Below are 26,149 nucleotides of genomic sequence, written 5' to 3' on the forward strand. Positions count from 1 at the left end.
GTTGGCGCGGGATCTTTTTGCATCGGCATGGCTCCGGCTCCCTTGCAGAGCAGGGCGGCATTTCCGAGAATAGGGCAACGTTATGGCAAAGGACCCCTTCATGATTGCGTCTCTCTCCAAGTTTGGCCTGGTAGCCCTCTGCAGTTCCCTGCTGGTCGCTTGTGCCCAGTCACCGACCGGCCGCAGCCAGATGCTGCTCTACTCTCCCCAGCAGATGAACCAGCTGGGTGCCGACTCGTTTGCCCAGATGAAGCAGCAGGAGAAGGTGAGCACGGATGCCAAAATGAACGCCTATGTCTCCTGCGTCGCCAAGGCGGTCGCAGCCCAGGTGCCCGCCAGCTACGGCATCACCAACTGGGAAGTTGTGGTGTTTGACTCCAAGCAGGTCAATGCCTTTGCGCTGCCCGGCGGCAAGATCGGGGTCTACAGCGGCCTGCTCAAGGTGGCCAAGAATCAGGATCAGCTGGCGACCGTTATCGGTCACGAGCTGACCCACGTGCTGGCCCAGCACTCCAACGAGCGCCTCTCCCGCAGCCAGCTGGCCGGTATTGGTATGGCGGCCGCCGATGTTGCCCTCGGCAGCAGCGAGTACCGCGGCGCCACCATGGCGGCGCTAGGCCTTGGCATGCAGGTGGGGGTGATGCTCCCCTATGGCCGCACCCAGGAGAGCGAAGCGGACCGGCTGGGGCTGGAGCTGATGGCGCGTGCCGGTTTCAACCCGGCTGAAGCGATTCCGCTGTGGCAAAACATGAGCGCAGCCTCCGGTGGCAACAATCCGCCTCAGCTGCTCTCCACCCACCCGAGCAACGAGAGCCGGATTGCCGAGTTGCAGGCGCAGCAGGCTGAGGTCGAGCCGCTCTATCAACAGGCTCGCGCGTCGGGTCTGGTGCCCCAATGCAAGGCATAAGCCTGCGCATGGCGCGGCCCGAGGATGCTGCCGCCATGACGGTGATGCAGCGAGCCAGCTGGCTCGCTGCCTATGGTCAGGTGCTGGGCCCGGATCTGCTGGAGCAGCTGGCGGTGACCTCCCATCTGCAGATCTGGCAGCAGCGGCTGGCTGACGCTGGGCCAAGGCCCATGCTGCTCTGTCTCGACGACGTCGTTATCGGGTTGCTCTACTGGCAACCGGTGCAGGAGGGTGATGAGACCATTGCCTGGATCCGCGCACTCTATCTTCACCCTGATCACTGGCGGCAGGGCTATGGCAAGCGGCTGTGGCAGGCGGTGGCGATGCAGATGCGCCGCGCCGGTTGCAGTTGCGTCAAGTTGTGGCTGCTCGATGGCAACCACATCGGCGAGGGCTTCTACCTGCGCCGCGGTTTCATGTTTGATGGTCAGGAGCGCACCCTGATGAGCCTTGGCCACCCCTGTCTGCAGCGGGAAATGTCCCGTTTGCTCTGATCTCTCTCCCGTTTTTCGCCCCCGGTCACTTTATTTTTTTAGCGAATTAATACAATGTCACCCGAAACAGATGGGATGAGAACTCGCTGACAGGGAGTGCGGCATGTATTACGGCTTTGATATCGGTGGTACCAAGATTGCGTTCGCTGTCTACGACGGCGCCCTGAACCTCTGCCATGAAGAGCGCATGAGTACGCCCGGCGATGACTATCAGGGGCTGTTGCAGCTGGTTCGCTCCCGGGTCGAGCAGGCCGATACCCGCTTTGGTGTCAAAGGGGCGGTCGGTATCGGTTTTCCCGGCATTCTAAATCGTCACGACCAGAGCATAGTGGCGGCGAACCTCCCATCCATCAATGGTCGCCATCTGGGGGCTGATCTGGCCGAGCTGCTGGCGCGGCCGGTCAAGGTGGACAACGATGCCAACTGCTTCCTCTGGTCGGAAGTGCACAAGGGGGCAGCCGATGGGGCCAGCAGTGCGCTTGGTATGACCATTGGCACCGGCATAGGTGGTGCCATCTATCTGGCAGGTACCCTGATCCAGGGGCGTAACTGGCTGGCTGGCGAAATCGGCCACTATCCGCTGCCGGCGACCATCCTGATGAAGTATCCCGACTTGCCTCGTCCCCGCTGCGGCTGTGGCCGTCTGGTCTGTTTTGAAACCTATGGATCCGGTACAGGCCTTGAGCGCCTCTACTACCATTTTCACGGCCACCGGGCCACCGGCCATCAGATTGTGGCGCGCTTTGAGGCTCATGAGCCCCATGCCGTTGCCACCATCGACTGCTGGCTGGAGATCCTGGCGGCCGGACTTGCTACCGCCATTTCGGTGATGGATCCCGAGGTGGTGGTGCTGGGGGGCGGCCTGAGCGGCCTGCCTGCCCTTTACGAACAGTTGCCGCTGCGCCTGCCCGGCCATCTGCTGCCCGGGGTGGCAGTGCCCGAAATCCGCGAAGCCCGTTTTGGCGGTGCCGGTGGCGTGCGGGGCGCAGCCTTGCTCAATCTATGAGATCAGATGCAGGTCTGATCTCCCCGATAAAAGGAGTCCTCATGACCTCTCTTGAAATCTGCATCGACAATCTGGAATCCCTCTTCACTGCCCAGGAGGCTGGCGCCGATCGCATCGAGCTCTGCTCTGCGCTGGGGTTGGGGGGGCTGACCCCCTCCTATGGCTTCATGCAGTTGGCCGCTCGTCACGCCACCGTCCCTGTCTATGCCATGATCCGGCCGCGCGCCGGAGATTTTTGTTTCAACGACGGTGAGTTCGAGATGATGCTGCAAGATATCGCGGCGGCCCGCTCTGCCGGTCTGCAAGGGGTCGTGGTCGGTCTGCTGGATGAGGAGGGGCGGGTCCCCGCCGCTAAACTTAAACAGTTGGTGGATGCCGCCGGACCGTTGGGTGTCACCTTCCACCGCGCCATCGATCTCTCTTCTGACTGGCGGCTCGATCTGGAGATCATTGTCGCTGCCGGCTGCGAGCGTATTCTCAGCTCCGGCCATGCACCGACCGCGCTGGCCGGACTGGAAAATCTGCAGGCGATGCAACAGGCGCTGGCGGGGCGAGCCAGCCTGATGCCGGGGGCGGGGGTCAATGCCGATAACGTGCGCACCATCATCGAGTTTACCGGGGTGAGCGAAGTGCATATGTCCGGCATGGGCTGGCGCGGCGGCATGGTGCCCCATGGCGTCAATATGGGCACCTCGGATGATGGCCGGGTCAATATCACCGATGGCGCCAAGGTAGCTGCGGTGCGGGCCCTGCTGGATCGATAACCTTTCGGACAAAACGGACAAAAGAGGGGCGCCACTTGCTGGCGCCCCTCTTTTTGCTTGTGTGAACTCTCTCCCACACTCGGGGAAATCAGGTGCGAGGTCGGCAGCACCTCGCGAAAAAGTCTGATATCATCCCGTCTCTTTTATCATCTGGACCCGGAGCACATCTCAATGTCCCAATACGACTCTATCGAACAGAAAGCCAGTTATGGCATCGGCCGCAACATGGGTGATCAGCTGGCGCAGCAAGCCTTCGCCGGTCTGGATATCCCGGCCCTGCAGCAAGGTCTGGCAGATGCCCTGAACGGTCTGGAGTTCGCGGTCAGCCGTGACGATATCAACGATGCCTTCCAGGTCATCACCGCTCGCATGCAGGAAGAGCAGGAAGCGGTTGCCAAGGCCGCTGCTGCTGCTGGCGAAGCTTTCCTGGCCGACAACGCCAAGCGCGACGAAGTGACTGTGACCGACTCCGGTCTGCAGTACGAAGTGCTGGTAGAAGGCAATGGTGCCGTTCCGGTAGCCGGTCAGTCCGTGCGTGTGCACTACCACGGTACTTTCACCCACGGTGGCGTGTTCGACAGCTCCGTTGCGCGCGGTCAGCCGGCCGAGTTCCCGGTGACCGGCGTTATCGCTGGCTGGGTTGAAGCGCTGCAACTGATGCCGGTTGGCTCCAAGTGGAAGCTCTACATCCCGCACGATCTGGCCTACGGTGCCCGTGGTGCCGGTTCCATCCCGCCCTACTCCGCACTGGTATTCGAAGTCGAGCTGCTGGATATCCTGTAATCCGGCTGGCATGAAACAGACGGCGACCCTCGGGTCGCCGTCTGTTTTTTGGGGCCCCTCAATAGACACCGGTTGTCGCGATCAGATTAAATCGGGGAGTGTGCCAGCCAGCTTTTTCGACTCTTGATTGATTTTTTCACTCTGGCAGCAGGCATACTGCAAACCGTCAGATCAAATCGAGGAACCCCGGATGAACAGATACATGAACAACGCCGTGCTGACCGCATTGCTGCTGCTCAGCATTCCGGCCAGTGCCGACGCCATGCGCTGCAAGAATGCGCTCATAACCGAAGGGGACAGCACCGCCGAGATGCTGCTCAAGTGCGGCGAGCCGATGTTGCGGGAAGATATTACCCGTAACGAGGAGAATCAGTACGGCAACGTGGTCGAGGTCAAATATGGCGAACGCTGGACCTACAACTTCGGCAAGAACGAGTTCATGCGCTTTGTCACCGTTCGCAACGGCAAGGTGATTGACATCGAAAATGGCCCGCGCGGCGAGTAGCCGGCGGGCGAAAGGCATGGATGCACAACAGACAGAAGGGCAAGTCCCTTGACTCACATGTCCGGCAAGGGATCGCGGTGACCAAGTTGTCTGACCGCCAGATTGATCTGGCGGGCCAGCCTCAGTCGCTGGCGACAGGTCAGGCCGTGAAGGCTGATCCTGCCGGCGTTGAATTCAAATGTCCCCAATGCCTCGATGGCAAAGTAACCTCGGTGAAAGCTCTTGATGTAGCGAGCGATCTGGCGCGGGGATAACTGCTTGAACACCTTCATCACAACAAACCCTGATTGAACCGGACGGGGGAGATAATGGGACTCTTATGTGACATACTGATGACGGTTTTGTACGCGTTCAATTAATCCGGTCACGGTCACGCGCGGCAATGCGGCCATGAAAAAGTTGTGCGGTGCAGCGGCCCGGCCCCGATATACTGCGAGCACTTTGACTGGATGAGCAAAAGGGCCTGCGCGTGGAATGGGTTGATGTAGTGGATGCGGATAACCGGGTGATTGGCGTGGCCGAGCGAGCCAGGGTGCGGCGCGAGAATCTCTGCCATCGGGCCAGCTACATTCTGGTGCTCGACGAGGCGAACCGCATCCTGGTGCAGCGGCGCACCCTCAGCAAGGATTTCTGCCCCGGTATGCTGGATGCCTGCGCCGGCGGCGTGGTCACCACCGGGGAGGAGATGGAACCCTCGGCGCGGCGCGAACTGGCCGAGGAGCTGGGGATCCGCGATGTGCCGCTCGAGGCATTCGGTGACTTCTATGCCGAAGGGGAGGGGTATCGGGTCTGGGGTGGTCTCTTCAGCTGCCGTTATCAGGGGCCGCTGCAACTGCAGGCTGAAGAGGTGAGCGAGGTGCAGTGGATGAGCCTGGCCGAGATAGCGGCCTGCGCCGCCGAGTTTACCCCCGACTCCCTGCTGGCTATCGCCACCTGGCAGGCGCGGCGTTAAGAGCGCCGCCACAAAAAACGGGCAGCCTTCGGGCTGCCCGTTTTTGTTGCGGGCTAGACAAGTTTGAGCAGACGGTTGGTGCGCCCGCAACGGCTGGGTCTGGCCAGCCAGTAGCCCTGCCAGTCGGTGGCAAGGCGCAGCAGCGGATACTCCAGATCGAGCCTGGTCACCACCAGTTGTCCCGGATCTTCCCCCGTTACCGGCTTGCCGCTGGCCGGGTCGATGATCTCGACGATGCAGCTCTCGTTGACGATAAAGCCCTGACCGGGGCGGCTCTCGTAGGCAACCACCCCGACATCCTGCCACACCAGACAGTTGAAGGCGGCAATGCCGTGGATAGCTTCGAGCGGTGCTGTCTCGGGGTGGGTCACCTCGCATAGCAGGGCGTGGCGCAGACACTCGGTGGGGGTCTCGGCCAGCTCGGCGGCCTCCAGCAGATCGAGCAGGGTGACCAGCGGGCCGACGAACCCGGTGGGTTGATAGCGCCGCAGTGCTTCGAGCTGGCGCTGGGTGTCGTCGGGGCCGCAGGGCACCACGGGGCAGCCAAGCTGGCGAGCCCCGTTGTCAAAGATGAAGGCGGTGGGGCCGGCGTGATAGTCGTGGCAGTTGAGCAGTACCTCTCCTGCCTTGAAGCCGGCGGCAAAGAGCGCTCGAGCGGCGCCCCACCAGTCTGCCCCGGCATATTCGGGAATGGCCAGCTGCCCGGGGCAGGAGAAGACCCGCAACGCCTGACTGGCTGGCCGACCGGTGAGTCCGGCAAAGGGGGGATAGGCTTGCTGGGCGGCAAAGAGATCCGTGCTGTCGAGCAGCGGCAGGGAGGCGAGCTGCTCCAAATCGTCGAGACGGCAGTGGCGATAGGCGCTGGAGTAGCCGGAGCAATACTGGCTGACATGGGCGAGTTGATGATTGAGCTGATCCAGCTGCTGTTGTGAGCGCAGGGCGGGAGGGCGAATTTCCAGCCCGTCGTAATGGTTATGCATGAAGGCCTCCTGAGTCGGCAGATCCTGCTCAAGGTTAGTTCAAATGGCCCCGGCAGAGAGGGGCCTGTGTCACATGGCAGGCGTGAGGTAGACTGGGGCTCGTTTCATCCACAGATCCCCCCTCAACTACAGGACGAGCACGATGATCGCGATTGGTCAGACCCTGCCTGCGGGCGAATTCACCTTCATCACCGCCGAGGGCAAGCAGCAGCGAGATACCCAAAGCCTGTTTGGCGGCAAGCGGGTGGTGCTGTTTGCTGTGCCCGGCGCCTTTACCCCCACCTGCTCCAACGCCCATCTGCCGGGTTACGTGGTGCTGGCGGACAAGTTCAAGGAGAAGGGGGTCGATACCCTCTGCTGTCTGTCGGTCAACGACGCCTTCGTGATGAAGGCGTGGCAGGATGCCCAAAACGCCGGGGCCATCACCATGCTGGCCGACGGCGACGGCAGCTGGACCCAGGCGCTGGGACTTGCCAAGGATACCGGTGCCTTTGGCGGCGTTCGTGCCCAGCGCTTTGCGTTGATCGCCAACGATGGCGTGGTAGAGCAGCTGTTTGTGGAGGAGCCCGGCAAGTTCGAGGTCTCCGATGCGGCGAGTCTGCTGAGCAGACTGTAGCGATTAATCGTTGTTTGATTTTCCCTTGAATTGACAGGCGGCGCCGTTACACTGGGCGCCACTTTCCAATGGCGCCAGCAGCTTTTGCTGGCGCTCCTGTTTACTGGCGATGGGATAGAGACTGTATGACCCTGGCTTTTGTTGCCTTGATTGCCGGACTGGCGCTGCTGGTCTGGAGTGCTGACAAGTTTGTGGACGGGGCGGCGGCAACCGCCCGTTATGCTGGCATGCCGCCACTGCTGATCGGCATGGTGATCATCGGTTTCGGCACTTCGGCCCCCGAGATGGTGGTGTCGGCGCTGGCAGCCTCTCAGGGTAATCCCGGGTTGGCCCTTGGCAACGCCTATGGCTCCAACATCACCAATATTGCGCTGATCCTGGGTCTGACGGCGCTTATCAGCCCCATCGCGGTCGCCTCTCAGGTGGTGCGCAAGGAGATCCCGATCCTGCTCGGCATTACCCTGCTCTCCGGTGCCCTGCTGCTGGATGGTCATCTTGGCCGGATGGATGCCGCCATTCTGGGTGTCGTCTTTGTTGGCCTGATGGGCTGGTCCATCTGGGCTGGCATGAATGGCAAGGGAGATGCGCTGGATGTAGAGACCGAAGAGGATATCGCGAGTGAGGGGATGTCCCTCAAGAGCGCCATCTTCTGGCTGGTGGTTGGGTTGGTGTTGCTGATCGGCGCTTCCCGCCTGTTGGTCTGGGGGGCGGTGACCATCGCTCAGGCGCTTGGTATCAGCGATCTGGTGATTGGTCTCACCATCGTCGCTATCGGTACTTCCCTGCCGGAGCTGGCCTCGTCCCTTATCGCCATTCGCAAGAATGAGCACGATCTGGCCCTTGGCAACGTGCTCGGCTCCAACCTGTTCAACACCCTGGCTGTGGTGGGGATTGCGTCCGGTATTCACCCGCTCGATGTAGCGCCGGAAGTGCTCTCCCGCGACTGGAGCATCATGATGGGGCTGACCCTGCTGCTGCTGGTGATGTGTCTGGGCCGCAAGGGGCTGGGCCGCATCAACCGGCTGGAGGGGGGCGTGCTGCTCACCTGCTTCGTCGCCTACACCGGCTGGTTACTGGGTAGCCAGTTCGTCTAGCCATATCGGGCATGATGCAACGAAAGAGGGGAAGCCATGGCTTCCCCTCTTTGCATTCGGTTGACGGCCCTTAAGCGACAGCCACCAGTTTCTGGCCCTTCTGGCTGCTGTCCAGAATGAGGATGCTCGCCTTGGGGAAGAAGTTGAAAGTGGAGGCGGAGGCCCAGGTGTAGGCGCCCATCACCTTGCCCACTACCAGCTCGCCAAGCTCGAGGTCCGGCAGCATGATGCCCTCGCGGATCACATCCACGCTGTCGCAGGTGGGGCCGGAGAGCACCGAGTTGTGAAGCTCGCCGCTGGCATAGGGCGTACTCACCGGATAGGTGACATGGTCGTAGAGCTGGCCGTTGTAGCTGCCATAGAGGCCGTCATCCAGGTAGTACCAGATCTTGTCACCGCGGTGGGCCTTGCCCATCACGCTGGCGACCGAGGTCATGGCCGGTGCGCTGATAAAGCGGCCCGGTTCGGCAATCTTCTGTACGGTGGCGGGCAGCTTGGCCAGCGCCTCGCGGATCGGGGCACAGAAGCCGTCGATATCGAACTCGCCACCCTCATAATCGACCGGGAAGCCACCGCCGATATCCAGCACCCAGGGTTTGAGGCCGAGCGCCCAGGCCTGCTCCATGATCTCGCGGCAGGCGTCGATGGCCTGCACATGGCGACGGGCGTGAGGCACTTGTGAGCCGACGTGGAACGACAGCCCCATCACCTTGATCCCCTTGGCGTGCGCCAGTTGCAACAGTGGCAGCGCCTGCTCAGGAGTGCAGCCGAACTTCTTGGAGAGATCGACCTTGGTCTCGGGGTTGGGGAAGCTGACCCGCAGCAGCAGTTTCACTTCGTCCTTGTAGGGAATGAACTTCTCCAGCTCCAGCGGGTTGTCGTAGACAAACACGGTGCAGCCGAACTCCAGCGCATACCGGATATCGCTGTCGCGCTTGATGGGATGGGTATGAATGCAGCGTCCCGGGCGAACCCCCTGACTGCGCACCAGATCCACTTCGCCATTGGTGGCCAGATCGAAACAGGCCCCCTCTTCCTTCAAGACAGAGACCACCGCCTCGTGGGGCAGGGGTTTGAGTGCATAGTGCAATCGTACATCGGGCAGGGCGGCGGCCAGGGCCCGATACTGTTTGCGGACGGCTGCCTTGTCGAGCAGCAGCAGGGGGGAGCCGAATTGTTCAACCAGCTGACGGTAATCTTGTGCTACCAGGGTCTCGTTCATTCTCTTTTGGTCATCCTTAGGGGGCGTGATATGCCCAAGCCATATGCGATTGAACCGGCGACGGCCGGGTCAGGCGAGCGGTCCGGTGGGACCAACCGAACACAGTGCATAAATTGATGACAAAGTGCTTGGTTATGCGTCGGATTATCTGCTTATTGACTCTGTGTGCAAGCGATTTGATTGGATATGTTGGCAAGTTTTTCTGGCCGAAACGATTGAGAGGATTGCTATCAATTCAGCCACTTTCCTGATCGAACCGTTTCGCTGCCGTTCGGGCTTAACTTGTTGATGGTTAACTAAAATTTAACATGTTGGCGAGGGTTTGAGCGCAGGACAAAAAAGTGCGGCAGCGGGGTTCCAAGTGCGAGACAGCTCACATTTTTTGGATTAACATGCCCGCTTCCTAATCCAAATTAGTTCGGATGAAGGTAGCAGGAGAGTGATGGGCAACCATCCACCGAAGAAGTGAATCTTTCAGGTACCGGGCAACCGGTGTGGACTGCTACTGGACGATACTCTGGAGAGACCCGTTTAATCGGGCGCCGAAGGAGCAAGGCACCATGATTGCATCGCAATCTGGCGCCGGAAACTCTCAGGCAAAAGGACAGAGGGGATGGGATGGTTGTACCTGGGCTTGGCCCGCATCCGATCGCCCATGGCCGATCGCGACACCTATGGGAAGATCATCCTTCTCCTCCTTAATTTTTGTTTCTTAAGGAGGATGCATGTCATCAATTCAATCGGCGTTAACCGCCATCGATAGCTTTATCTGGGGGCCACCCCTGCTGATCCTGCTGGTCGGGACCGGTATCTACCTCACTCTTCGTCTGGGTCTGCTTCAGGTCGTGCGCTTGCCGCTCGCTCTGCGTCTGGTCTTTGGCCGCGATCAGGGCCAGGGCAAGCAGGGGGATGTCTCCAGCTTCGGTGCCCTCTGTACTGCACTTTCGGCAACGATCGGCACCGGCAACATCGTCGGGGTCGCCACCGCTATCAAGCTCGGCGGCCCCGGAGCCCTGTTCTGGATGTGGATGGCAGCGCTGTTTGGTATGGCGACCAAGTACGCCGAGTGCCTGCTGGCGGTCAAATATCGCGAGCAGGACGCCAACGGCCAGATGGCGGGCGGCCCCATGTACTATCTGGAGAAGGGGCTCGGTTCCAAACCGCTCGCCAAGCTGTTTGCCCTGTTTGGCATCGGTGTCGCCTTCTTCGGCATCGGCACCTTCCCGCAGGTTAACGCCATCAGTGATGCCATGAGCCTCTCCTTCTCGGTGCCCCGTGAAGCGACTGCCGTGGTGTTGACCCTGATCGTGGCGCTGGTGACTTTGGGGGGCATCCAGTCCATCTCCAGCGTGTCGAGCAAGGTAGTGCCCTTCATGGCAATCTTCTACATCGTCGCCTGCCTCGGTGTGCTGGTGAACAATGCTGCTGCTCTGCCGGAGACTATCGCGCTGGTGATCGAGAGTGCCTTCACCGGCCATGCGGCGACCGGCGGTTTCGTCGGTGCCAGCATCATGCTGGCAATTCAGTCCGGGGTGGCGCGCGGGGTCTTCTCCAACGAGTCGGGACTGGGCTCGGCGCCCATCGCGGCGGCGGCGGCCAAGACAGACTCCTGTGTGGAGCAGGGGCTAGTCTCCATGACCGGTACCTTCATCGACACCATCATTATCTGCACCATGACCGGCCTGACCCTGGTGGTGACCGGGGTGTGGAGCGGCGATGTGAGCGGCGCCGCCATGACCAGTCAGGCCTTTGCCCAGGGGCTTGATGCCCATATCGGCCAGTATCTGGTGAGCATTGGCCTGCTGTTCTTCGCCTTTACTACCATCCTTGGCTGGAACTACTACGGCGAGCGCTGCACCGAGTACCTGTTCGGGGTGAAGGCGATCAAACCTTACCGCCTCATCTATCTGGTGCTGGTGGCGAGCGGTGCCTTCCTGCATCTGGACATGATTTGGCTGCTGGCCGACATCGTCAACGGCCTGATGGCGGTGCCCAACCTCATCGGCCTGATCGGTCTGCGCCATGTGGTGATCGCTGAGACCCGCGCCTACTTTAGCCGCGAACAGGATGGCGAAGCCGAGCCGGAACCGCAGACCGCCTGATCCTGCAACAATCTATTTAAACGGAAAAAGCCACGACCCGGGTCGTGGCTTTTTTATTGCGCTCTGTTCGTCGCGGGATCAGAGAGGCGGTTTGTTGCGCTTGGGCAGCAGCAGGTTCATCACGATGGCGGTGATGCCGCCGGTGGCGACGCCGTAGGAGAGCACGCTTCTGGCCAGTTCAGGCAGGTGTTGTAGCACTTCCGGCACCTGCGCTACCCCGAGGCCCATGGCCAGCGACACCGCCAGGATCATCAGGGCGCGGCGATCCAGCTCCTCGCGGGAGATGATGCGCACACCCGCGGCGGCAATGGTGCCGAACATGACGATGGTGGCGCCGCCCAGCACAGGTTCGGGGATCTGCTGTACCAGACTGGCGACAGCCGGGAACAGGCCGAGCAGGGCCAGCATGGCTGCGATAAAGAGGCCGACATGGCGGCTGGCGACGCCGGTCAGCTGAATAACGCCGTTGTTCTGGGCGAAGGTGGACATGGGGAAGGTGGAGAAGAGCGCTGCCAGCATGGAGTTGGCGCCATCGGCCAGCACGCCGCCCTTGATCCGCTCCATATAGACAGGCCCTTCCAGCGGTTCGCCGGAGATGTCCGAGGTGGCGGTCATGTCACCGATAGCCTCGAGCGCCGTCACCACGAAGATGATGGCGAGCGGTACGAACAGCTGCCAGTCAAAGCCGAGACCGTAGTGGAGCGGAATGGGCACCATCACCAGCGGGCCATCGAAGGTGGGGGCGCTCACTTTGCCCAGCAGCAGCGCGACGGCATAGCCCGCCAGCATGGCGATCATGATGGCGGATAGGCGCAACCAGGGGTTGCGGCTGCGCTGCAGCAACACGATAAGGCCGAGCACCAGCAGGGAGAGGAAGAGGTTGGTGTGGCTGGCGAAGCTGCCGTCCGCCAGCGCGCCGTAGCCACCACCCATGCTGATGAGCCCCACCTTGATCAGGGTCAGGCCGATGAGCAGCACGACGATGCCGGTCACCAGCGGGGTGATGATCCGTTTCACTAGATGGAGGAAGCGGCTCATCACCACTATGGTGAGGGCGGCCGCCAGCATGGTGCCGAACAGGGTGCCCAGCAGATCGTCGGTGGGCATGGCTGCCTGCTTGAGGGCGAGACCGGAGGCGATGATGGGGCCGAGGAAGTTGAAGCTGGTGCCCTGTACCGAGAGCAGGCCGGAACCGATGGGGCCGAAGCGGCGGGTCTGGATGAAGGAGGCGATGCCGGACATGACCAGCGACATGGAGACGATATAGCGAGTGTCGGCGGCAGGGAGGCCGAGGGCATTGGCGATGATGAGAGGGGGGGTGATGATGGCGACAAACATGGCGAGCATATGCTGCAGGGCGGCGAACAGCGTCTGGGGCAGAGGCGGGACATCCTCTATGCCATAGACCAGTTCGCTATGGGCTCGCCTGGGTGGATGTGCCTCTCGATTGGCGCGTGTGACTGCTGCCTGTTCCATATGTACCTCGACTGTGTGGGGGGAGGGGGGAAAAATTGGGCGCTATTGTAGTGATCGAGAGGGGGATGACCAGCGTTAATGAAGAGAAAAAAGGTTTATTTTTCTGCATATTGAAACGTTTGCGCAGTGTCGTTATCATCTGTCGGTTTGTGTGATCGTCCTCTCCTTTTTATTCCCCTCGCTAATGACATTTTTACCACTTTGTAGGTGTAGAATGAGCCCTCGGTAATTAATCGTGGAGACTCTGGATGCTTAAGTTGTCAGAGTTCTGGAGTGCGAGGGTTCACTCCGAAGACTTTACCCGTACCCGTATGGGTTTTATGACGGTGCGGTTGCGCCTGCTGACCTGTCTGCTGATGGCCGGGTTGCCAGCCTGGGCCGTGGTGGACTGGATTACCCTGCCTGCCCCCCATTTCGAGCAGCTGTTTCAGGCCCGCATCTTCTGCACTCTGGCGCTCTCTCCGCTGATCCCCCTCTCTTACCTTATTCACTTTCGTCGCGAGCGGATGAAGCTGGCGCTCGGCTACCTGATGATGGTGATGATGATCTTCTCCCTCTTCTGTCTGCACAGTTTTGGCAGCGAGCAGGAGTTGCAGGCCGGTTATGCCGTCTTCCCCTATCTGCTCATCACCCTGTTTGCCATCTTTCCCATCCCGCTCTCCCTTGGGCTACAGCTGGCTGGCGTGGTGCTGGTGACCATGCTGCTGGGGTACTGGTTGCTGGTGGGACAGAGTCTCTGGAGCCAGGCCACTCTGAACCAGATCTGGGTGCTTGGCATGTTTACCCTGGCCAGCTGCTGGGTGCAGTGCGGTCAGCTCAATATGCTGCTGCGGCTCTATCGGGAGTCCACCACCGACGAGCTGACCGGCATGATGAACCGCCGCCTGCTGATGAAGCAGCTGGAGCAGGCCAGAATCCGGCTGCAACTCAAGAAGAAGCCCTTTGCGGTGATGCTGCTGGATCTCGATCGCTTCAAGCGGATCAACGATATCTACGGCCATCTGGCGGGGGATGCGGTGCTCAAGGAGGTGGCTACCACCCTGGGGGAGCAGCTTGAGCCTGATATGGTGCTGGGGCGCTATGGCGGCGAAGAGTTTGCCATCCTGATGCACAACTGCGCCGATCCGGCACTGGCGAGCAAAATGGCCGAGCGGCTGCGCATTGCCGTCGAGGCGCGGCTGGTGAAGAGCCCCACTTCGGACGAATTGCTGGAGGTGACGGTAAGTATCGGGATTGCCATGGCTCGTTCCGATGACACCATCGATATTCTGATCAACCGTGCCGACGAGTGTCTCTATCAGGCCAAGATGGCGGGACGCAACTGCGTGGTGGTCGAGGGGCAAAACCGCGCAAAAACAGATGCCGCCTGAGGGCGGCATCCTGTTGGCAATGAGCTGGCGAGATCAGGCCAGCTTGTACTTGCCGGAGAGCTGCTGGGCCAGCAGCTTGAACATGTTGAAGACCGCCATGGTCTTGCCGGTCGGGGTGCCGTCTTCGGCCAGGAAATACTCCCCCTTGAACACCAGAATATCCCCCTTCTGCTCCACCGAATCGGCGCGCATACCGTGGATGAAGTCTTCATGCTCCTTGATGATCTTGTTGGCCATCTCAAGCAGGGCCGTCTCGGTGATCAGCTCTTTCTGTGGTTGCATGCTCGTCTCCTTAAACGACTACTGGACAGGGAAACCGTGGATCCCTGCCTCTGATTGAAGAGGCGCCCAGCATACTGCAAACGGGGATTTTCTGTCATTGATATGACCCCGATTTGTGGCTGTTTATCCGATCACCAGATTCTTCAACCAGCAGCGTTGGCGAATACGGCGCTGCACCAGCAACACCTTGCTGAGCTCCTCCAGCAAGACCACCGCCACCACCCAGGAGAGGGGCCAGCCGAGCAGCGTGACAGCCACCCAGGCGAGCGGGATGCCGATGCACCACATGCCGACGATGTCGATAAAGATGCTGTAGTTCACATCACCGCCAGAGCGCAGCACTCCGATGATCCCCACCATGTTGAACACCTTGAGCAGCATCCCGAGACACATGATGCCGAGCACCTGACCCGCTTCCGTCATCAGCTCGGGGGGCAGGTTGCCGACCCACTGCAGCAGGTTGGCTTGCAGCAGCCAGACGATGATCCCCACCAGCAGCGCGCCAATCGGTGCCAGCAGCAGGAACAGCTGGGAGTGCTGCCAAGCGACCTCGTACTCCTCGGCCCCGAGCCGGTGGCCGAGCAGGGTGGAGCAGGCCACCGCCAGTCCGAAGAAGAGGGAGATAAGGATGCTCTCCAGGGTGCCGAGGGTGGTCATGATGGCCAGCGAATCGGTGCCAAGATGGGCATAGAGAAAGCCGTAAATCAGCATGCCGAAGGCCCAGAGGCCGTCATGGAACAGCAGCGGCAGGGCGATCAGGGTAAAGCGCACCACCTCCTTGCGCTTGAAGGCGGCCAGCCAGTCTGGTGCACGCGGGATCAGGCGCGCCTCATAACGCTTTACGTAGAGCAGCAGCAGGGCTGTCTGCAGCAGCCGGGAAATGGTGGTGCCCCAGGCCGAACCGGCGACCCCCATCGCCTCGAAGCCGAAGTGACCGAAGATGAGGGCGTAGTTGAGGATGACGTTGGCGATGATGGCGATAATGCCGATGCGGGTTGGCGCGGCGGCATTGCCGACCGAGCGCAGGGCTGATTCCAGCGGCACTACGATGGCGGTACAGAGGATGGTGGCGCCGGTGATCATCAAGAATTGATCCGCCAGAGCCCGCAGCGCCGGATCCTGACTGGCAAAACCCAGTACGCTGCCCGGTGATAACACATAGATGAAGGCAAAGGGTAGGGTGACCAGCAGGGCGCCCACTATTGCCAGCGCCAGGGAGCGGCGTACCCCGGCCATCTCCCCGCGCCCGAAGTATTGTGCTGCCAATACCGAGACCCCGCCCGCGAGGCCCGCTATCACCAGCAGATTGAAGAAGAAGACCCGGTTACCCAAGCCGACCGCCGCCACAGCCGTGGTGCCAAGCTGGCTCACCATCATGATGTCGATGAGACCAAGCAGGGAGAACATCATGGATTGCAGCGAAACCGGCAGGGCCAGCCGCCACAATCGGGTCATGAACTCGCGATCGGTGGTTTGTTTTAAAATCGCTTGCCAATAATTCATTAGTGTTAACCGGGTATGAGAAAAGCAAGGTTTGTCATGGGTATGATAGGGGGAGTTGCGAGTGGCTTCACTGTGAGGCTCTCTCGGGTTTATTGTGTGAAACTATCCTGTTGAGGTGTTATGCCCTTTGTCAGCGAGTGTCTGGAGATAGCGCCCTCCTGCGATGAGCGAATGCTGGGGCGCGAAGGGCTGCCGCTGCTCGGCGAGGCCGGTATCTTTCTGACCGGCCTCTCGACCATTCGGGAGCACTACCTCATTCGACGCAATCGGCCCGAGTTTCACATTCTGATGGCGAGCCACAGCGAGGGGGGGGCGCTGCTCACCGACCGGGGCGAGCAGCCTGTCCCGAACGGTTCGCTCATCTTTTTGCCCGCCGCCGTGCCCGGTGGCCTCAAGCTGGTGGGGGAGCAGTGGCAGATGAGCTGGATTTTGCTCGATGACGTGCCGCGCTGGCAGCATCTACACCGGCTTGGTCATCGTATCTGGCTGGGGGATGGCGGTGATCAGCTGCATCATCTGCTCAGCCTGATCCAGCTCGAAGGGGTTCGTTCCCCGCTCCAGCCCCAGTTGCTCACTCTGCTGCTGGCACTGCTGGAGCGCACCCTGCAAGGGGAAGTGCGTGGCACGCCGGAGCTGCGCCTGCAGGCGCTGTTTCGCCGGGTGGAGGCGCGTCTCGACGAGCCCTGGAGTGTGGCCCAGCTCGCCGACCAGATGGCCTGCTCGGTGCCCCATCTGCACCGCCTCTGTCAGCAGCACTTTGGCATGGGGCCGATGGCAAGGGTGACCGAGCTCAGAATGAACAAGGCACGCCAGTTGCTGCTCTACACCAACTGGCCGCTCAGCGAGCTGGCCGCCCGGGTCGGTTATAGCGATGGCGCCAACTTTGCCAACTCGTTTCGACGCCTGACTGGTCAGACCCCGGGGACATTTCGTCGACTCGGTCGCAAACCTTTTGCAACGGATATGCAAACTCTTTGAAATTAATGACACAAGCCCCTAGGATCGGCGGGTTCCTGCGTCTAGCTAACCGTTTAGGTATCAAGATCCATGTTTGAAGATAATAACCAGAAACGTCCTCTCTACATTCCCTACGCCGGTCCCGCCCTGCTGGAGACCCCGCTGCTCAACAAGGGGAGCGCCTTCACCAGCGAAGAGCGCAGCAACTTCAACCTCGAGGGGCTGCTGCCCCAGAATATCGAGACCATCGAGGAGCAGGCCGAGCGTGCCTATCGCCAGTTCATGGCGTTTGGCAACGACATGGACAAGCACATCTACCTGCGCAACATCCAGGACACCAACGAGACACTGTTCTACCGGCTGCTGCACAACCACCTGACCGAGATGCTGCCCATCATCTACACCCCGACCGTCGGCAAGGCGTGCGAGGAGTTCTCCAACATCTATCGCCGCGCCCGTGGCTTGTTCATCTCCTATCCGGATAAGGAGAGGATCGATGACATGCTGCAAAATGCCACCAAGCAGAACGTCAAGGTGATCGTGGTGACTGACGGCGAGCGGATCCTGGGCCTCGGCGATCAGGGCATCGGCGGCATGGGCATTCCCATCGGCAAGCTGTCGCTTTACACCGCATGTGGCGGCATCTCGCCCGCCTACTGCCTGCCGGTGGTGCTGGATGTGGGCACCAACAACCAGCAGTTGCTGAACGACCCCTTCTACATGGGCTGGCGCAATCCGCGCATCTCCGGTGAAGAGTATGCCGAGTTCGTCGATGCCTTCATTCAGGCGGTCAAGCGCCGCTGGCCCGATATCCTGCTGCAGTTCGAGGACTTCGCCCAAAACAATGCCATGCCGCTGCTCAACCGCTACAAGAACGAGCTTTGCTGCTTCAACGACGATATTCAGGGTACTGCTGCCGTGACCCTGGGCAGCCTGATCGCCGCCTGCAAGGCCTCCGGCGCCAAGCTTTCCGAGAAGCGGGTTGCCTTCCTCGGCGCAGGCAGCGCCGGCTGCGGCATCGCCGAGCAGATCGTGGCGCAGATGAAGGCCGAAGGGCTGACCGATGCGCAGGCACGCAGCCGGGTCTTTATGGTGGACCGCTTCGGTCTTATCACCGACAAGATCCCCAACCAGCTCGATTTCCAGCGCCGCCTCTCCCAGCCGGTGGAGCGCATTGCCGACTGGCCGGTGGGGGACAATATCTCCCTGCTGGAGGTAATGGAGCACGGTCGCCCGGACATTTTGATCGGGGTCTCCGGCCAGCCGGGGCTGTTCACCGAAGAGGTGGTCAAGACCATGCACAAGCACTGTGCCCGTCCCATCATCTTCCCGCTCTCCAACCCCACCTCCCGGGTCGAGGCGACGCCGGCAGACCTCATCCGCTGGACCGACGGTCAGGCGCTGGTGGCAACCGGCAGCCCGTTTGCACCGGTGGAGTACAAGGGCAAGCGCTACGTCATCGCCCAGTGCAACAACTCCTTCATCTTCCCGGGGATCGGCCTTGGCGTCATCGCCTCTGGCGCCACCCGGGTGACCGATGCCATGCTGATGTCGGCCAGCCGTGCGCTGGCGGAGTGCTCGCCGCTGGTGAAAGGGGAGGAGGGCTCCCTGCTGCCGGATCTGGCGGATATCCATCAGGTCTCCCGCTACATCGCCAAGATGGTGGCCAAGACCGCCATGCTGCAGGGCAAGGCGGTGCAGACCCCGGACGAGGTGATCGATCAGGCCATCGAAGCGAACTTCTGGCATCCGGAGTATCGCCGCTACCGCCGCACCTCCTTCTGATACAGCTCAGCGCTAAATAGCTATAAAAACAAAGGGATGCCCAGGCATCCCTTTTTGCATCCGGTGAGTTATTGCGATAGTGAGTGCTCGAACTGAATGATTGCTTCCATGACCTCATCTGGTGCTTCATACCAAGGGAAATGGCCTGCGTTGGGGATGGTTACCTGTCGAACGTTATCCCCCTGATAGCGGGGATCCTGCCACTGCTGCTGAGCGATTACTCGATCATCACCACCGGAAATAATAAGCACCGGGATAGTCGCTGGCCACCAGCGGGCCTCGTACGTTTCATCAAAGTGGTCTGCCGACCAGCTCATGGCCGCAAGGTTGAAGGGGAGGCTCGCCAGCATGGCCCGCCCCATGGCCAATGTGTGCGTCGAAAAGTTCCAGGGAGCACTTGCCATGACGAGCGCCCTGAGGGTCGCGACATTTGGTTCGCGGGAAAAAGCGTGCGCGGCAGTCTCGCTCTCGGGCAAGGGGTGCTGTTCACACATGCTTGCAAAGTCGGCCTGCCAGCGAGCAGAGGGGGCCGAGCTTATCAACACCAGCCCAGCCAGCCGCGTAGCCAGTTCAGATACCGAGAGCAGATACATGCCACCGGTTGAATGACCAATGAAAACGGGGTTGGGAAGTGCATCGGCGGCTTCTATGAGTACATCCGGCCAGCGCTCGTACGCAGTCGTATGATCGATCATGTCGGTATTGCTGCCATCGCCGGGCAGATCAATTAGCCAGACTGTGCCGTTGACCGTCAGCTGCTCTGCCAGCATCTGCAGGCTTTCCGAGCCGAGCCCCGGACCACCTGGAAGCAGCAGCCAGTTGTATTTGCCTGCCGAGCGCGAGACGCATCTCATGCGAATGCGGGAGGGGGTATAACGCACGTCATGCATTGTGAATTTATCTATGATTTGAACCGGTCGGGAGTGCAGCCTTTATGCTGGCAAGGCAACGACGGCAAGCTGGTTTGAGCGGTGTGGAAGCGAAGGATAAATAACAAGGGGGATGCCCAGACATCCCCCCTTGATTCAGGTAATAGAGCGTTCGCTACGCAAACAGAACTTGGTTACTTGGTTACTTGCTGGACGCCGGTGACGCGCACTTCGACGCGGCGATCCGGGGCCAGACAGGCGATCAGTTTGGCTTTGGCCTTGATGCCGTCGCACTGGGTGCCGGTGACCGGGTTAGCCTCGCCACGACCCTCGATGGAGACCTTGCCAGCCGGCAGACCCTTGCCCACCAGGAAGTCGGCCACGGTGCGGGCACGGGCTTCGGAGAGCTTCAGGTTGTAGGCATCGGAGCCGATGCGGTCGGTGTAACCGACCACCACGGCGCTGCCATCTTTCGGCTGCACGTCGACGATCTGTTGATACAGGGTATTGAGCGCTGCGACACCTTCTGGCTTGAGGCTGGATTTGCCAAAGGCAAACAGCACGTCAGAGCTCAGGGCAAAGTTTTTGTCGACGACCACGGGCTCGGGAACGGGTTCAGGAGCTGGAGCAGCAACCGGTGCGACATAAGATGTCCGGTTGGGGTGCAGCACCAGCTCCAGGGTGGCGACGCTCATGTCACTCTCCCAGGTTTTCTGCTTGTCACCCAGATTCCACAGGTAGCGGTAGCGAGCCTGCACATCGATGAGGTCGGAGAGCTTGGCTGTCAGCCCAAGGCCTGCCAGCGGCGCAGTGCCGTTGGCGTCGTTGCCGTTACCGTTGACGTGGTTGAAGTAGGCGCCACCTTCAGCGAATACGGAGAAGATATCGCCCAGCGGCAGGCGAGCGATACCGGATAAAGTGCCCCCCTGAGTCTTGAAGTCGGTACCGTCTACGCCAGCTTTGCCAGCGTAGAGATAGCCCAGCTCGGCGGCGAAGTTCTGGTTGAAGTTGTAGCCACCGAACAGGTTCAGCGCGGTGGCATCCTTGTCGGCATCTTTGCCGAAATCGTCGAGATTGTGGGCATAGGCCCAGCCTGCGCCCATACCGCCGTACCAGTCATCGGCGGCCTGTGCCGTGGTAGCTGCGGCGGCGAGCGCCAGTGCGATCAGAGTTGGTGCCATGTTGATTTTCATCGAATTATCCTCGTTGCATCAGCCCTTGCGGGCATTCGAAACAGTCGTTCTTATTAGCTGCGAAAAATTCGCCAGCAAAGTGGATAGCGGATGGCTTCGGGACACTCATGAGGCATTGGCATCATGGACAACAGGCCGGAAGGGAAGCGTTATCTCGCGCTTATCCAATCCCTTACAGGCGCAACTACTGTATGCCTTTGACTCTGAGCAGGCAAGTTCACGGGAAAAGGTGACAGGATTGTCAGAAGCAGAAGGGAAGTATGAAGCGGGGAAAAATGACAGGGGATAAACAAAAGGGGGGGCCTTGGCTCCCCCTTTTCGCACACAAGAGTCAGATTACTTCTGAACTTCTTGTACGCCAGATACGCGAACTTCTACGCGACGGTCCGGAGCCAGGCAGGAGATCAGCTGAGCTTTAGCTTTCACGCCGTTGCACTTGGTGCCGGTAACCGGGTTGGCTTCGCCACGACCTTCGATGGCAACTTTGCTGGCAGCCATACCTTTGCTGACCAGGAAGTTGGCAACGGTGCGGGCACGCGCTTCAGACAGCTTCTGGTTGTAAGCGTCGGAACCGATACGGTCGGTGTAACCAACAACAACAGCGTTGCCATCTTTCGGCTGGAACTCAACGATCTGCTGGTACAGAGCGTTCAGGGCAGCAACACCTTCCGGCTTCAGGCTGTCTTTGCCGAAGGCGAACAGGACGTCGGAGTTCAGAGCGAAGTTTTTCTCAACGATCTGCGGAGCAACCGGAGCCGGAGCTTCTTCAACAACCGGAGCCGGAGCCGGAGCTACGTAGGAAGAACGGAACGGGTGGTATACGGCTTCCAGGGTAGCAACGCTCTGGTTGGACTTGTAACGTACGTCGTCAGCCGGGTGCAGGTCAGCCACGTCCCACATGTAGCGGTAGCGAGCTTGCAGATCCAGAGCGTCGTTAACCTTGTAGGTCACGCCCAGGCCAGCCAGCGGGGATACTTTGGTGTCGCTAACGGTCAGACCGTCAGTGTGGGCCCAGTAGGCGCCGCCTTCAGCGAACAGGGAGAAGCCGTTGCCAACCGGCAGACGGGCGATACCGGACAGGGTGGCACCCTGGTTCTCGTAACGCTCACCTTCGGTGTTGCCACGACCAGCATACTGGTAGCCGAACTCGGTACCGAAGTTTTCGTTGAAGTTGTAGCCTGCGAATGCGTTTACAGCAGCAGCATCTTCAGTACCTTCGTAACCGCCACCGTTGATCTTGTTCAGACCGTTGAAGTGAGCAGCACCAACACCGGCACCGAAGTAGATGTCGTCAGCGGCGTGAGCAGCGGTGGCACCCAGAGCAGCCATGGTGATGGCAATCAGGGAAGGAGCCATTTTCATCATAAAAAAATCCTCGTTGAGATCGCACGTTGTTCACATGCTTCGCACTATTGAATTTATGTAAGCTGCAGGCTCCGCCGTACTGCTGGCGTCGAGTCTGGCAGTGACCCGGTGTCGGGTCGCACACTCTCCTGGTGTGTCAGATGCGCTGGCAGGGCACGCTGAGCGTGAAAAACCGCAGCCAGGCAACGATGTCATTCCGATGACGAGGCGCACTCTATGCCGATTTTGAAACATGATCAAGCTCACAAATGAACCTGATGGCAAATTGTGTCGTGTCGATAACTGGCTGTTTATCCAGATTAATTAGTGATCCAGATAGGCCCTGTGCAGGCGCTTTTCGAGCTTCATATAGGCCTGAACCCAGTCTGGCTGCGGGTTGGCCGGATTCGCCCTGGCGGCAAAGACGGCGAGATAATCCTGCTCGGTCGCGTTTTGCAGCAGTGGAGTGAGACTGGCCAGAAAATGGCGGGCCAGATAGGGATCCAGTGGCCAGATATTGAGGATGGCACGGGCGACCGGCTGGATGGCTGCCGGGCAGACAAAGTGCAGGTGGCCCGCTTCCAGCCATTTGGCCATGTCAGCCAATTCTGATTCCGGCACTACACCTTTATCTCCCGGCGTGACGGCCAGCATCATCTCCTGACCATTGCCGGTGAGCAGCAGACCATTTTGCTGCAACACGCCGTCATGACTGCGCAGTTGAAGGGCTGGTTCATCCTGCTCCAGAAAGAGTGAACATTTCTCTGACAGGGTTGTCAGAATGGTGCCGCTCTGATCGCTCAGTGAGGCGGGAAGCCAGAATGCTTCGGCGCGATATTGCGCTCCCTGCTGGAGCTGCAGTTGCAATTCTATGTCGCTGGAAACCGTGTGCAGGCGAGAGATAATGCCGGGAAACGCCATACTTATTCCTCTTAATGGGTAGCCGGCGAATTATACGGTTTATTGGGATGGCAACAATAAAGGTTTCTTTTCGAGACTGTTTACCTGAGGCGGCTGAGCGATTACCATCCCCCCTTGAAGGCAAGGGTTGTCGCCGAAAGGCGCTCATAAAGATAGAGGCTCGACCATAACGAGTCCGAACAAAACTGATACACTTGACTACGAGTCGTCGCGAAAAATAAAGGCGGATTAAATCCGCCAAACGGAGTATGGAACAATATGAATTCAAATATCGTCACTGTTGGCAAGAAGATCCGTCAGATCCGTGAAGCGGTTGGTTTGAGCCGTCCGAAGTTTGCTGATTTGCTGGGTGTTCCCCCCACAACCCTGAAGAACTACGAACTGGGTTATCGTGAAGTCGGTGGTGCCTTCCTGGTTGCCCTGGCTCATCACCCGGAACTGCACAAGTTCACTCTCTGGCTGCTGGCTGACAAAAAAGTCGCCGAAATCGGCCAGATTGGTCCGGACGATCTCGCCAAGGCGTAATCGTCACTGTGACAGATAGGAAATGCCGCCTTCGGGCGGTATTTTTTTGGGTCGCTGATCGATATTTTGATTTAACACGCTTTGAATTATCCATGCAGGCCAACGAGAATAAGCGGCCCCGAAAAGTGGGCCCCCTGGTGGTATCTGGCCACCCGAACACTATTACATTCAGGATGATATGAGCAATCGGTATGGAGTATGGGTATGAGCAGTAACGAGTTGGATAAACGCTATGGCCTGATGACTGCCATTGCGATGGTGGTCGGCGTGGTGATCGGCTCCGGTGTCTTCTTCAAGGCCGATGATGTACTGCGTCTGACTGGCGGTAATCTGGCCATTGCGCTGCTGGCATGGGCGCTGGGGGCATTTTCGATGATCTTCGGCGCGCTGGTGTTTGCCGAGTTTGCCCAGAGGATCGAAAAGTCCAACGGTATCGTCGATTATGCCGAAGCGGCATACGGCAAAATGTTTGGTTATCTGGTGGGGTGGTTTAAAGGCGTACTCTATTACGCCCCTCTTTCCGCCATCCTTGCCTGGGTCGCCGCTCTGTACACAATGATCTTGCTCGGCAGTGATAATCCGACCAACTCTGGTGCGACCTGGATACTGGCGGCTGTCTATATGACGGTCACCTATCTGATCAACTTCTATACCCCGGTCCTGGCGGGCAAGCTGCAAGTGGGTTCTACCCTGATCAAGTTGATCCCGCTGATCCTGGTTGCCATTGTGGGCACCATTTCAGGCTTGCTCAATGGTGTCACCGTGACCAACTTTGTGCAGGCAATGGATGGGATAGGAAGCACCGGAGGCACTCTGGCTACGGCCGTGGTTGCCACCGCCTTCGCTTATGAGGGGTGGATTGCCGCCGTGACCATCAACAGCGAAATTCGCGATTCCAAGAAGAATCTGCCCAGAGCGCTGGTGATTGGCACCCTGATAGTCTTTGTGGTCTACGTCACCTATTTCCTGGGGATCGCCAGCGTCTTGCCGACGGACGAGATAGTGGCGCAAGGGGATAACGCGGTAAATCTCGCGACAACCAGCCTGTTTGGCGGGACTGCCTCGACTATTTTGACCGTGTTCGTGATTATCTCCTGCCTCGGAACCCTCAATGGTCTGGTGTTGGCGACCATGCGTATTCCCTACTCGCTGGCGATCCGCAATCAGGGGCCAGCTCCCAAGTGGATGAGCCGTATCGAACCGCATCACCACATGCCAATCAACTCGGCCCTCGCGGCAGCGTTGTTGTCGGTGATCTACTCAGTGCTGTGGTACTGCAGCATCAACGAGACATTCGGTCGTTACATCGCCCTGGACGAGATGCCGATCGTGCTGATTTATGGCCTCTATCTGTTCCTCTATGTCTGGTACATGCGCACCTTTAGCGAGTTGGGCTGGATAAAGCGGTTTGTGATCCCGACCTGCGCCACCTTGGGCGCGCTCATCATTCTGTATGGCGGTATCACCAATCCCAGTCTGGGGCTCTATCTGCTGGTCTCTGTGGGGGTGATTCTGCTCGGGTTGCTCTTCTACCGTAAGGAGTGACCGGGTAAGGAAGTTGAAAAAAAAGCGCCGAATGGCGCTTTTTTCATTTGTAAACCGCAGCATGTCGAGAACTAATTGCCCAGCACCCCGAGCCGGCCCAGTTCATCCTTGAGCTGGTCGAGGTTGCGCTCGACGCAGGCCTCACCCTCCTCGATGGCATCGCTGGCGCGATGAAAGTCCATGATGGAGAAACTGCCAAGGCGCGGACAGAGCTGGATTTCCGGGGGATCCCCTGCCATCCGCGCCCGGGTGATCCGCTCCTGCATGATGTTGATGGAGCCACTCATCACGCTCCACATACCGGGCGTGGCCGGGGTTGCCTCACCGCGATTGAGCCACTGGCTGAGCAGGCCGCCGCCGGATTGATCCGGCTCGTCGGTCCAGGGCTGGTGCATGTCGGTGTTGAGGTTGATTGCGATAACCACCTCGGCTCCCATGGCGCGCGCCAGCGAGATGGGCACCGGATTGACCACGGCACCATCCACCAGCCAGCGGTCGTTGACCCGGGTCGGGGTGAGGATCCCCGGCATGCCGCAGGAGGCGCGCACCGACTGGCGCAGTGGCCCCCGTTGCAGCCAGATCTCGCGGCCGGTATCGAGTTCGGTCGCCACGCAGGCGAAGGGGATGGGCAGACTCTCCAGCTCGGGATCCCCGAGATGGTTGGCGGCAATACCAAACACCTTTTCGCCGCGAAAGAGGCCGCCGGAGAGGGCCGGATCGAGCAGGCTCACCACCTGCAGGCGGGTAAAGCCGCGTACCCAGCTCTCCAGTCTGTCCAGTTCGCCCGCGGCATAGGCGGCGCCGACAAAACTGCCGATGGAGCAGCCGGCGATGAGATCGGGCTTGATGCCGAGTCGTTCAAGAGCGCGGATGACGCCGATATGGGCCCATCCTCTGGCGGCGCCGCTCCCCAGAGCGAGCCCTACGCGGGGTTTTCGTGGCACGAAGTGACTC

The 26,149-nt window shown here is 59.8% G+C and carries 27 protein-coding genes and 1 riboswitch; of the genes, 16 read left to right on the forward strand and 11 right to left on the reverse strand.

Annotated features, from left to right (window positions below; translation table 11 throughout):
- Positions 1-100 precede the first annotated feature (100 nt).
- From NOM67_RS08530 to NOM67_RS08555, 6 genes are all read left to right on the forward strand, one after another.
- Positions 101-907 (forward strand): M48 family metallopeptidase, encoded by an 807-nt coding sequence (locus NOM67_RS08530; RefSeq protein WP_042032971.1) that lies wholly within the window; start codon positions 101-103, stop codon positions 905-907.
- Complete coding sequence (locus NOM67_RS08535) at positions 895-1,401, forward strand: GNAT family N-acetyltransferase (RefSeq protein WP_255935842.1); 507 nt, start codon at positions 895-897, stop codon at positions 1,399-1,401. Before NOM67_RS08530 ends, NOM67_RS08535 begins: the two co-directional genes overlap by 13 nt.
- Before the next feature lie 103 nt (positions 1,402-1,504).
- Positions 1,505-2,407, forward strand: coding sequence for an ROK family protein (locus NOM67_RS08540; protein WP_201911841.1), 903 nt, complete (start codon positions 1,505-1,507; stop codon positions 2,405-2,407).
- Between the two features lie 41 nt (positions 2,408-2,448).
- The gene (locus NOM67_RS08545; protein WP_104015411.1) at positions 2,449-3,171 is read left to right on the forward strand and encodes a copper homeostasis protein CutC; all 723 of its coding nucleotides are present in this window, start codon (positions 2,449-2,451) and stop codon (positions 3,169-3,171) included.
- A 171-nt stretch (positions 3,172-3,342) separates the two neighbouring features.
- Positions 3,343-3,954, forward strand: a complete 612-nt coding sequence (locus tag NOM67_RS08550; RefSeq protein ID WP_033115749.1) for an FKBP-type peptidyl-prolyl cis-trans isomerase — start codon at positions 3,343-3,345, stop codon at positions 3,952-3,954.
- A gap of 190 nt (positions 3,955-4,144) precedes the next feature.
- Positions 4,145-4,459, forward strand: a complete 315-nt coding sequence (locus NOM67_RS08555) for a DUF2845 domain-containing protein (protein WP_041208180.1) — start codon at positions 4,145-4,147, stop codon at positions 4,457-4,459.
- 53 nt (positions 4,460-4,512) lie between these two features.
- Here NOM67_RS08555 and NOM67_RS08560 read toward each other — a convergent pair whose 3' ends face one another.
- Complete coding sequence (locus NOM67_RS08560; protein ID WP_033115747.1) at positions 4,513-4,731, reverse strand: DUF1107 family protein; 219 nt, start codon at positions 4,729-4,731, stop codon at positions 4,513-4,515.
- 197 nt (positions 4,732-4,928) lie between these two features.
- On the opposite strand from NOM67_RS08560, the gene yfcD reads away from it, so the two are divergent.
- A complete protein-coding gene (gene yfcD / locus NOM67_RS08565; RefSeq protein WP_255935851.1) occupies positions 4,929-5,411 on the forward strand; it encodes an NUDIX hydrolase YfcD in 483 nt (160 codons plus the stop codon).
- 53 nt (positions 5,412-5,464) lie between these two features.
- Here the strand turns inward: yfcD and NOM67_RS08570 are convergent, their stop codons facing one another.
- Positions 5,465-6,391 carry a phenylacetate--CoA ligase family protein gene (locus tag NOM67_RS08570; protein WP_255935854.1) on the reverse strand — a complete coding sequence of 309 codons (927 nt, stop codon included), beginning with the start codon at positions 6,389-6,391 and terminating at the stop codon, positions 5,465-5,467.
- Between the two features lie 142 nt (positions 6,392-6,533).
- Here NOM67_RS08570 and NOM67_RS08575 point away from each other — a divergent pair, with 142 nt between their 5' ends.
- Together NOM67_RS08575 and NOM67_RS08580 are read left to right on the forward strand one after the other, a co-directional pair.
- Positions 6,534-7,007, forward strand: coding sequence for a peroxiredoxin (locus NOM67_RS08575; RefSeq protein ID WP_255935857.1), 474 nt, complete (start codon positions 6,534-6,536; stop codon positions 7,005-7,007).
- A gap of 125 nt (positions 7,008-7,132) precedes the next feature.
- The gene (locus tag NOM67_RS08580) at positions 7,133-8,101 is read left to right on the forward strand and encodes a calcium/sodium antiporter (RefSeq protein WP_255935859.1); all 969 of its coding nucleotides are present in this window, start codon (positions 7,133-7,135) and stop codon (positions 8,099-8,101) included.
- 70 nt (positions 8,102-8,171) lie between these two features.
- On the opposite strand, the gene NOM67_RS08585 is transcribed toward NOM67_RS08580, so the two are convergent.
- Entirely contained in the window at positions 8,172-9,323 is a 1,152-nt protein-coding gene (locus NOM67_RS08585) for a type III PLP-dependent enzyme (RefSeq protein ID WP_185227522.1), read from the reverse strand.
- A 507-nt stretch (positions 9,324-9,830) separates the two neighbouring features.
- Positions 9,831-9,941: riboswitch (glycine riboswitch) on the forward strand.
- 107 nt (positions 9,942-10,048) lie between these two features.
- Here NOM67_RS08585 and NOM67_RS08590 point away from each other — a divergent pair.
- Entirely contained in the window at positions 10,049-11,425 is a 1,377-nt protein-coding gene (locus NOM67_RS08590; protein WP_255935862.1) for a sodium:alanine symporter family protein, read from the forward strand.
- Positions 11,426-11,503: 78 nt separating this feature from the next.
- Here NOM67_RS08590 and NOM67_RS08595 read toward each other — a convergent pair whose 3' ends face one another.
- On the reverse strand, positions 11,504-12,901 hold the full coding sequence (locus tag NOM67_RS08595; protein ID WP_255935864.1) for a nucleobase:cation symporter-2 family protein: 1,398 nt from the start codon (positions 12,899-12,901) through the stop codon (positions 11,504-11,506).
- A gap of 248 nt (positions 12,902-13,149) precedes the next feature.
- Here NOM67_RS08595 and NOM67_RS08600 point away from each other — a divergent pair, with 248 nt between their 5' ends.
- Positions 13,150-14,271: a diguanylate cyclase gene (locus tag NOM67_RS08600; RefSeq protein WP_255935866.1), complete on the forward strand. Its 1,122-nt coding sequence runs from the start codon at positions 13,150-13,152 to the stop codon at positions 14,269-14,271.
- A 33-nt stretch (positions 14,272-14,304) separates the two neighbouring features.
- Here the strand turns inward: NOM67_RS08600 and NOM67_RS08605 are convergent, their stop codons facing one another.
- Both NOM67_RS08605 and NOM67_RS08610 read right to left on the reverse strand, forming a co-directional pair.
- The gene (locus NOM67_RS08605) at positions 14,305-14,553 is read right to left on the reverse strand and encodes a YciN family protein (RefSeq protein ID WP_005338382.1); all 249 of its coding nucleotides are present in this window, start codon (positions 14,551-14,553) and stop codon (positions 14,305-14,307) included.
- Positions 14,554-14,676: 123 nt separating this feature from the next.
- Positions 14,677-16,056: an MATE family efflux transporter gene (locus tag NOM67_RS08610; RefSeq protein WP_005338381.1), complete on the reverse strand. Its 1,380-nt coding sequence runs from the start codon at positions 16,054-16,056 to the stop codon at positions 14,677-14,679.
- A gap of 120 nt (positions 16,057-16,176) precedes the next feature.
- Here NOM67_RS08610 and NOM67_RS08615 point away from each other — a divergent pair, with 120 nt between their 5' ends.
- Complete coding sequence (locus NOM67_RS08615; RefSeq protein WP_255935895.1) at positions 16,177-17,034, forward strand: helix-turn-helix transcriptional regulator; 858 nt, start codon at positions 16,177-16,179, stop codon at positions 17,032-17,034.
- Positions 17,035-17,103: 69 nt separating this feature from the next.
- Positions 17,104-18,798: an NAD-dependent malic enzyme gene (locus tag NOM67_RS08620; protein WP_041208193.1), complete on the forward strand. Its 1,695-nt coding sequence runs from the start codon at positions 17,104-17,106 to the stop codon at positions 18,796-18,798.
- Between the two features lie 68 nt (positions 18,799-18,866).
- Here NOM67_RS08620 and NOM67_RS08625 read toward each other — a convergent pair whose 3' ends face one another.
- Positions 18,867-19,688 carry an alpha/beta fold hydrolase gene (locus NOM67_RS08625; protein WP_255935898.1) on the reverse strand — a complete coding sequence of 274 codons (822 nt, stop codon included), beginning with the start codon at positions 19,686-19,688 and terminating at the stop codon, positions 18,867-18,869.
- Between the two features lie 173 nt (positions 19,689-19,861).
- Positions 19,862-20,860, reverse strand: coding sequence for a porin OmpA (gene ompA / locus NOM67_RS08630; protein WP_255935901.1), 999 nt, complete (start codon positions 20,858-20,860; stop codon positions 19,862-19,864).
- On the opposite strand from ompA, the gene NOM67_RS08635 reads away from it, so the two are divergent.
- Positions 20,847-21,149 carry a hypothetical protein gene (locus NOM67_RS08635; RefSeq protein WP_255935903.1) on the forward strand — a complete coding sequence of 101 codons (303 nt, stop codon included), beginning with the start codon at positions 20,847-20,849 and terminating at the stop codon, positions 21,147-21,149. The two genes, ompA and NOM67_RS08635, sit on opposite strands and share 14 nt — an antisense overlap.
- A gap of 47 nt (positions 21,150-21,196) precedes the next feature.
- Here NOM67_RS08635 and NOM67_RS08640 read toward each other — a convergent pair whose 3' ends face one another.
- Positions 21,197-22,225: an OmpA family protein gene (locus NOM67_RS08640; protein WP_156852288.1), complete on the reverse strand. Its 1,029-nt coding sequence runs from the start codon at positions 22,223-22,225 to the stop codon at positions 21,197-21,199.
- A 303-nt stretch (positions 22,226-22,528) separates the two neighbouring features.
- Positions 22,529-23,125, reverse strand: a complete 597-nt coding sequence (locus NOM67_RS08645) for a hypothetical protein (RefSeq protein WP_255935905.1) — start codon at positions 23,123-23,125, stop codon at positions 22,529-22,531.
- A gap of 258 nt (positions 23,126-23,383) precedes the next feature.
- Here NOM67_RS08645 and NOM67_RS08650 point away from each other — a divergent pair, with 258 nt between their 5' ends.
- Together NOM67_RS08650 and NOM67_RS08655 are read left to right on the forward strand one after the other, a co-directional pair.
- Positions 23,384-23,650 carry a DNA-binding transcriptional regulator gene (locus NOM67_RS08650; RefSeq protein ID WP_026456659.1) on the forward strand — a complete coding sequence of 89 codons (267 nt, stop codon included), beginning with the start codon at positions 23,384-23,386 and terminating at the stop codon, positions 23,648-23,650.
- A gap of 204 nt (positions 23,651-23,854) precedes the next feature.
- Positions 23,855-25,195 carry an APC family permease gene (locus tag NOM67_RS08655; protein WP_071912096.1) on the forward strand — a complete coding sequence of 447 codons (1,341 nt, stop codon included), beginning with the start codon at positions 23,855-23,857 and terminating at the stop codon, positions 25,193-25,195.
- 71 nt (positions 25,196-25,266) lie between these two features.
- Here the strand turns inward: NOM67_RS08655 and NOM67_RS08660 are convergent, their stop codons facing one another.
- Positions 25,267-26,139, reverse strand: a complete 873-nt coding sequence (locus tag NOM67_RS08660; protein WP_071912094.1) for a patatin-like phospholipase family protein — start codon at positions 26,137-26,139, stop codon at positions 25,267-25,269.
- Between the last annotated feature and the right edge of the window lie 10 nt (positions 26,140-26,149).

Source organism: Aeromonas sp. SG16 (assembly GCF_024436135.1).
Classification (GTDB): Bacteria; Pseudomonadota; Gammaproteobacteria; order Enterobacterales; family Aeromonadaceae; genus Aeromonas; species Aeromonas jandaei.

Coding starts and splice junctions, on each gene's coding strand:
- NOM67_RS08640 (WP_156852288.1), bottom strand. CDS start 22,225: ATGATGAAAATGGCTCCTTCCCTGATTGCCATCACCATGGCTGCTCTG.
- NOM67_RS08605 (WP_005338382.1), bottom strand. CDS start 14,553: ATGCAACCACAGAAAGAGCTGATCACCGAGACGGCCCTGCTTGAGATG.
- NOM67_RS08610 (WP_005338381.1), bottom strand. CDS start 16,056: ATGAATTATTGGCAAGCGATTTTAAAACAAACCACCGATCGCGAGTTC.
- NOM67_RS08595 (WP_255935864.1), bottom strand. CDS start 12,901: ATGGAACAGGCAGCAGTCACACGCGCCAATCGAGAGGCACATCCACCC.
- NOM67_RS08575 (WP_255935857.1), top strand. CDS start 6,534: ATGATCGCGATTGGTCAGACCCTGCCTGCGGGCGAATTCACCTTCATC.
- NOM67_RS08620 (WP_041208193.1), top strand. CDS start 17,104: ATGTTTGAAGATAATAACCAGAAACGTCCTCTCTACATTCCCTACGCC.
- ompA (WP_255935901.1), bottom strand. CDS start 20,860: ATGAAAATCAACATGGCACCAACTCTGATCGCACTGGCGCTCGCCGCC.
- NOM67_RS08560 (WP_033115747.1), bottom strand. CDS start 4,731: ATGAAGGTGTTCAAGCAGTTATCCCCGCGCCAGATCGCTCGCTACATC.
- NOM67_RS08545 (WP_104015411.1), top strand. CDS start 2,449: ATGACCTCTCTTGAAATCTGCATCGACAATCTGGAATCCCTCTTCACT.
- NOM67_RS08650 (WP_026456659.1), top strand. CDS start 23,384: ATGAATTCAAATATCGTCACTGTTGGCAAGAAGATCCGTCAGATCCGT.
- NOM67_RS08625 (WP_255935898.1), bottom strand. CDS start 19,688: ATGCATGACGTGCGTTATACCCCCTCCCGCATTCGCATGAGATGCGTC.
- NOM67_RS08645 (WP_255935905.1), bottom strand. CDS start 23,125: ATGGCGTTTCCCGGCATTATCTCTCGCCTGCACACGGTTTCCAGCGAC.
- NOM67_RS08570 (WP_255935854.1), bottom strand. CDS start 6,391: ATGCATAACCATTACGACGGGCTGGAAATTCGCCCTCCCGCCCTGCGC.
- NOM67_RS08600 (WP_255935866.1), top strand. CDS start 13,150: ATGCTTAAGTTGTCAGAGTTCTGGAGTGCGAGGGTTCACTCCGAAGAC.
- NOM67_RS08540 (WP_201911841.1), top strand. CDS start 1,505: ATGTATTACGGCTTTGATATCGGTGGTACCAAGATTGCGTTCGCTGTC.
- NOM67_RS08655 (WP_071912096.1), top strand. CDS start 23,855: ATGAGCAGTAACGAGTTGGATAAACGCTATGGCCTGATGACTGCCATT.
- NOM67_RS08530 (WP_042032971.1), top strand. CDS start 101: ATGATTGCGTCTCTCTCCAAGTTTGGCCTGGTAGCCCTCTGCAGTTCC.
- NOM67_RS08585 (WP_185227522.1), bottom strand. CDS start 9,323: ATGAACGAGACCCTGGTAGCACAAGATTACCGTCAGCTGGTTGAACAA.
- NOM67_RS08555 (WP_041208180.1), top strand. CDS start 4,145: ATGAACAGATACATGAACAACGCCGTGCTGACCGCATTGCTGCTGCTC.
- NOM67_RS08615 (WP_255935895.1), top strand. CDS start 16,177: ATGCCCTTTGTCAGCGAGTGTCTGGAGATAGCGCCCTCCTGCGATGAG.
- NOM67_RS08635 (WP_255935903.1), top strand. CDS start 20,847: ATGTTGATTTTCATCGAATTATCCTCGTTGCATCAGCCCTTGCGGGCA.
- NOM67_RS08580 (WP_255935859.1), top strand. CDS start 7,133: ATGACCCTGGCTTTTGTTGCCTTGATTGCCGGACTGGCGCTGCTGGTC.
- NOM67_RS08535 (WP_255935842.1), top strand. CDS start 895: ATGCAAGGCATAAGCCTGCGCATGGCGCGGCCCGAGGATGCTGCCGCC.
- NOM67_RS08550 (WP_033115749.1), top strand. CDS start 3,343: ATGTCCCAATACGACTCTATCGAACAGAAAGCCAGTTATGGCATCGGC.
- NOM67_RS08590 (WP_255935862.1), top strand. CDS start 10,049: ATGTCATCAATTCAATCGGCGTTAACCGCCATCGATAGCTTTATCTGG.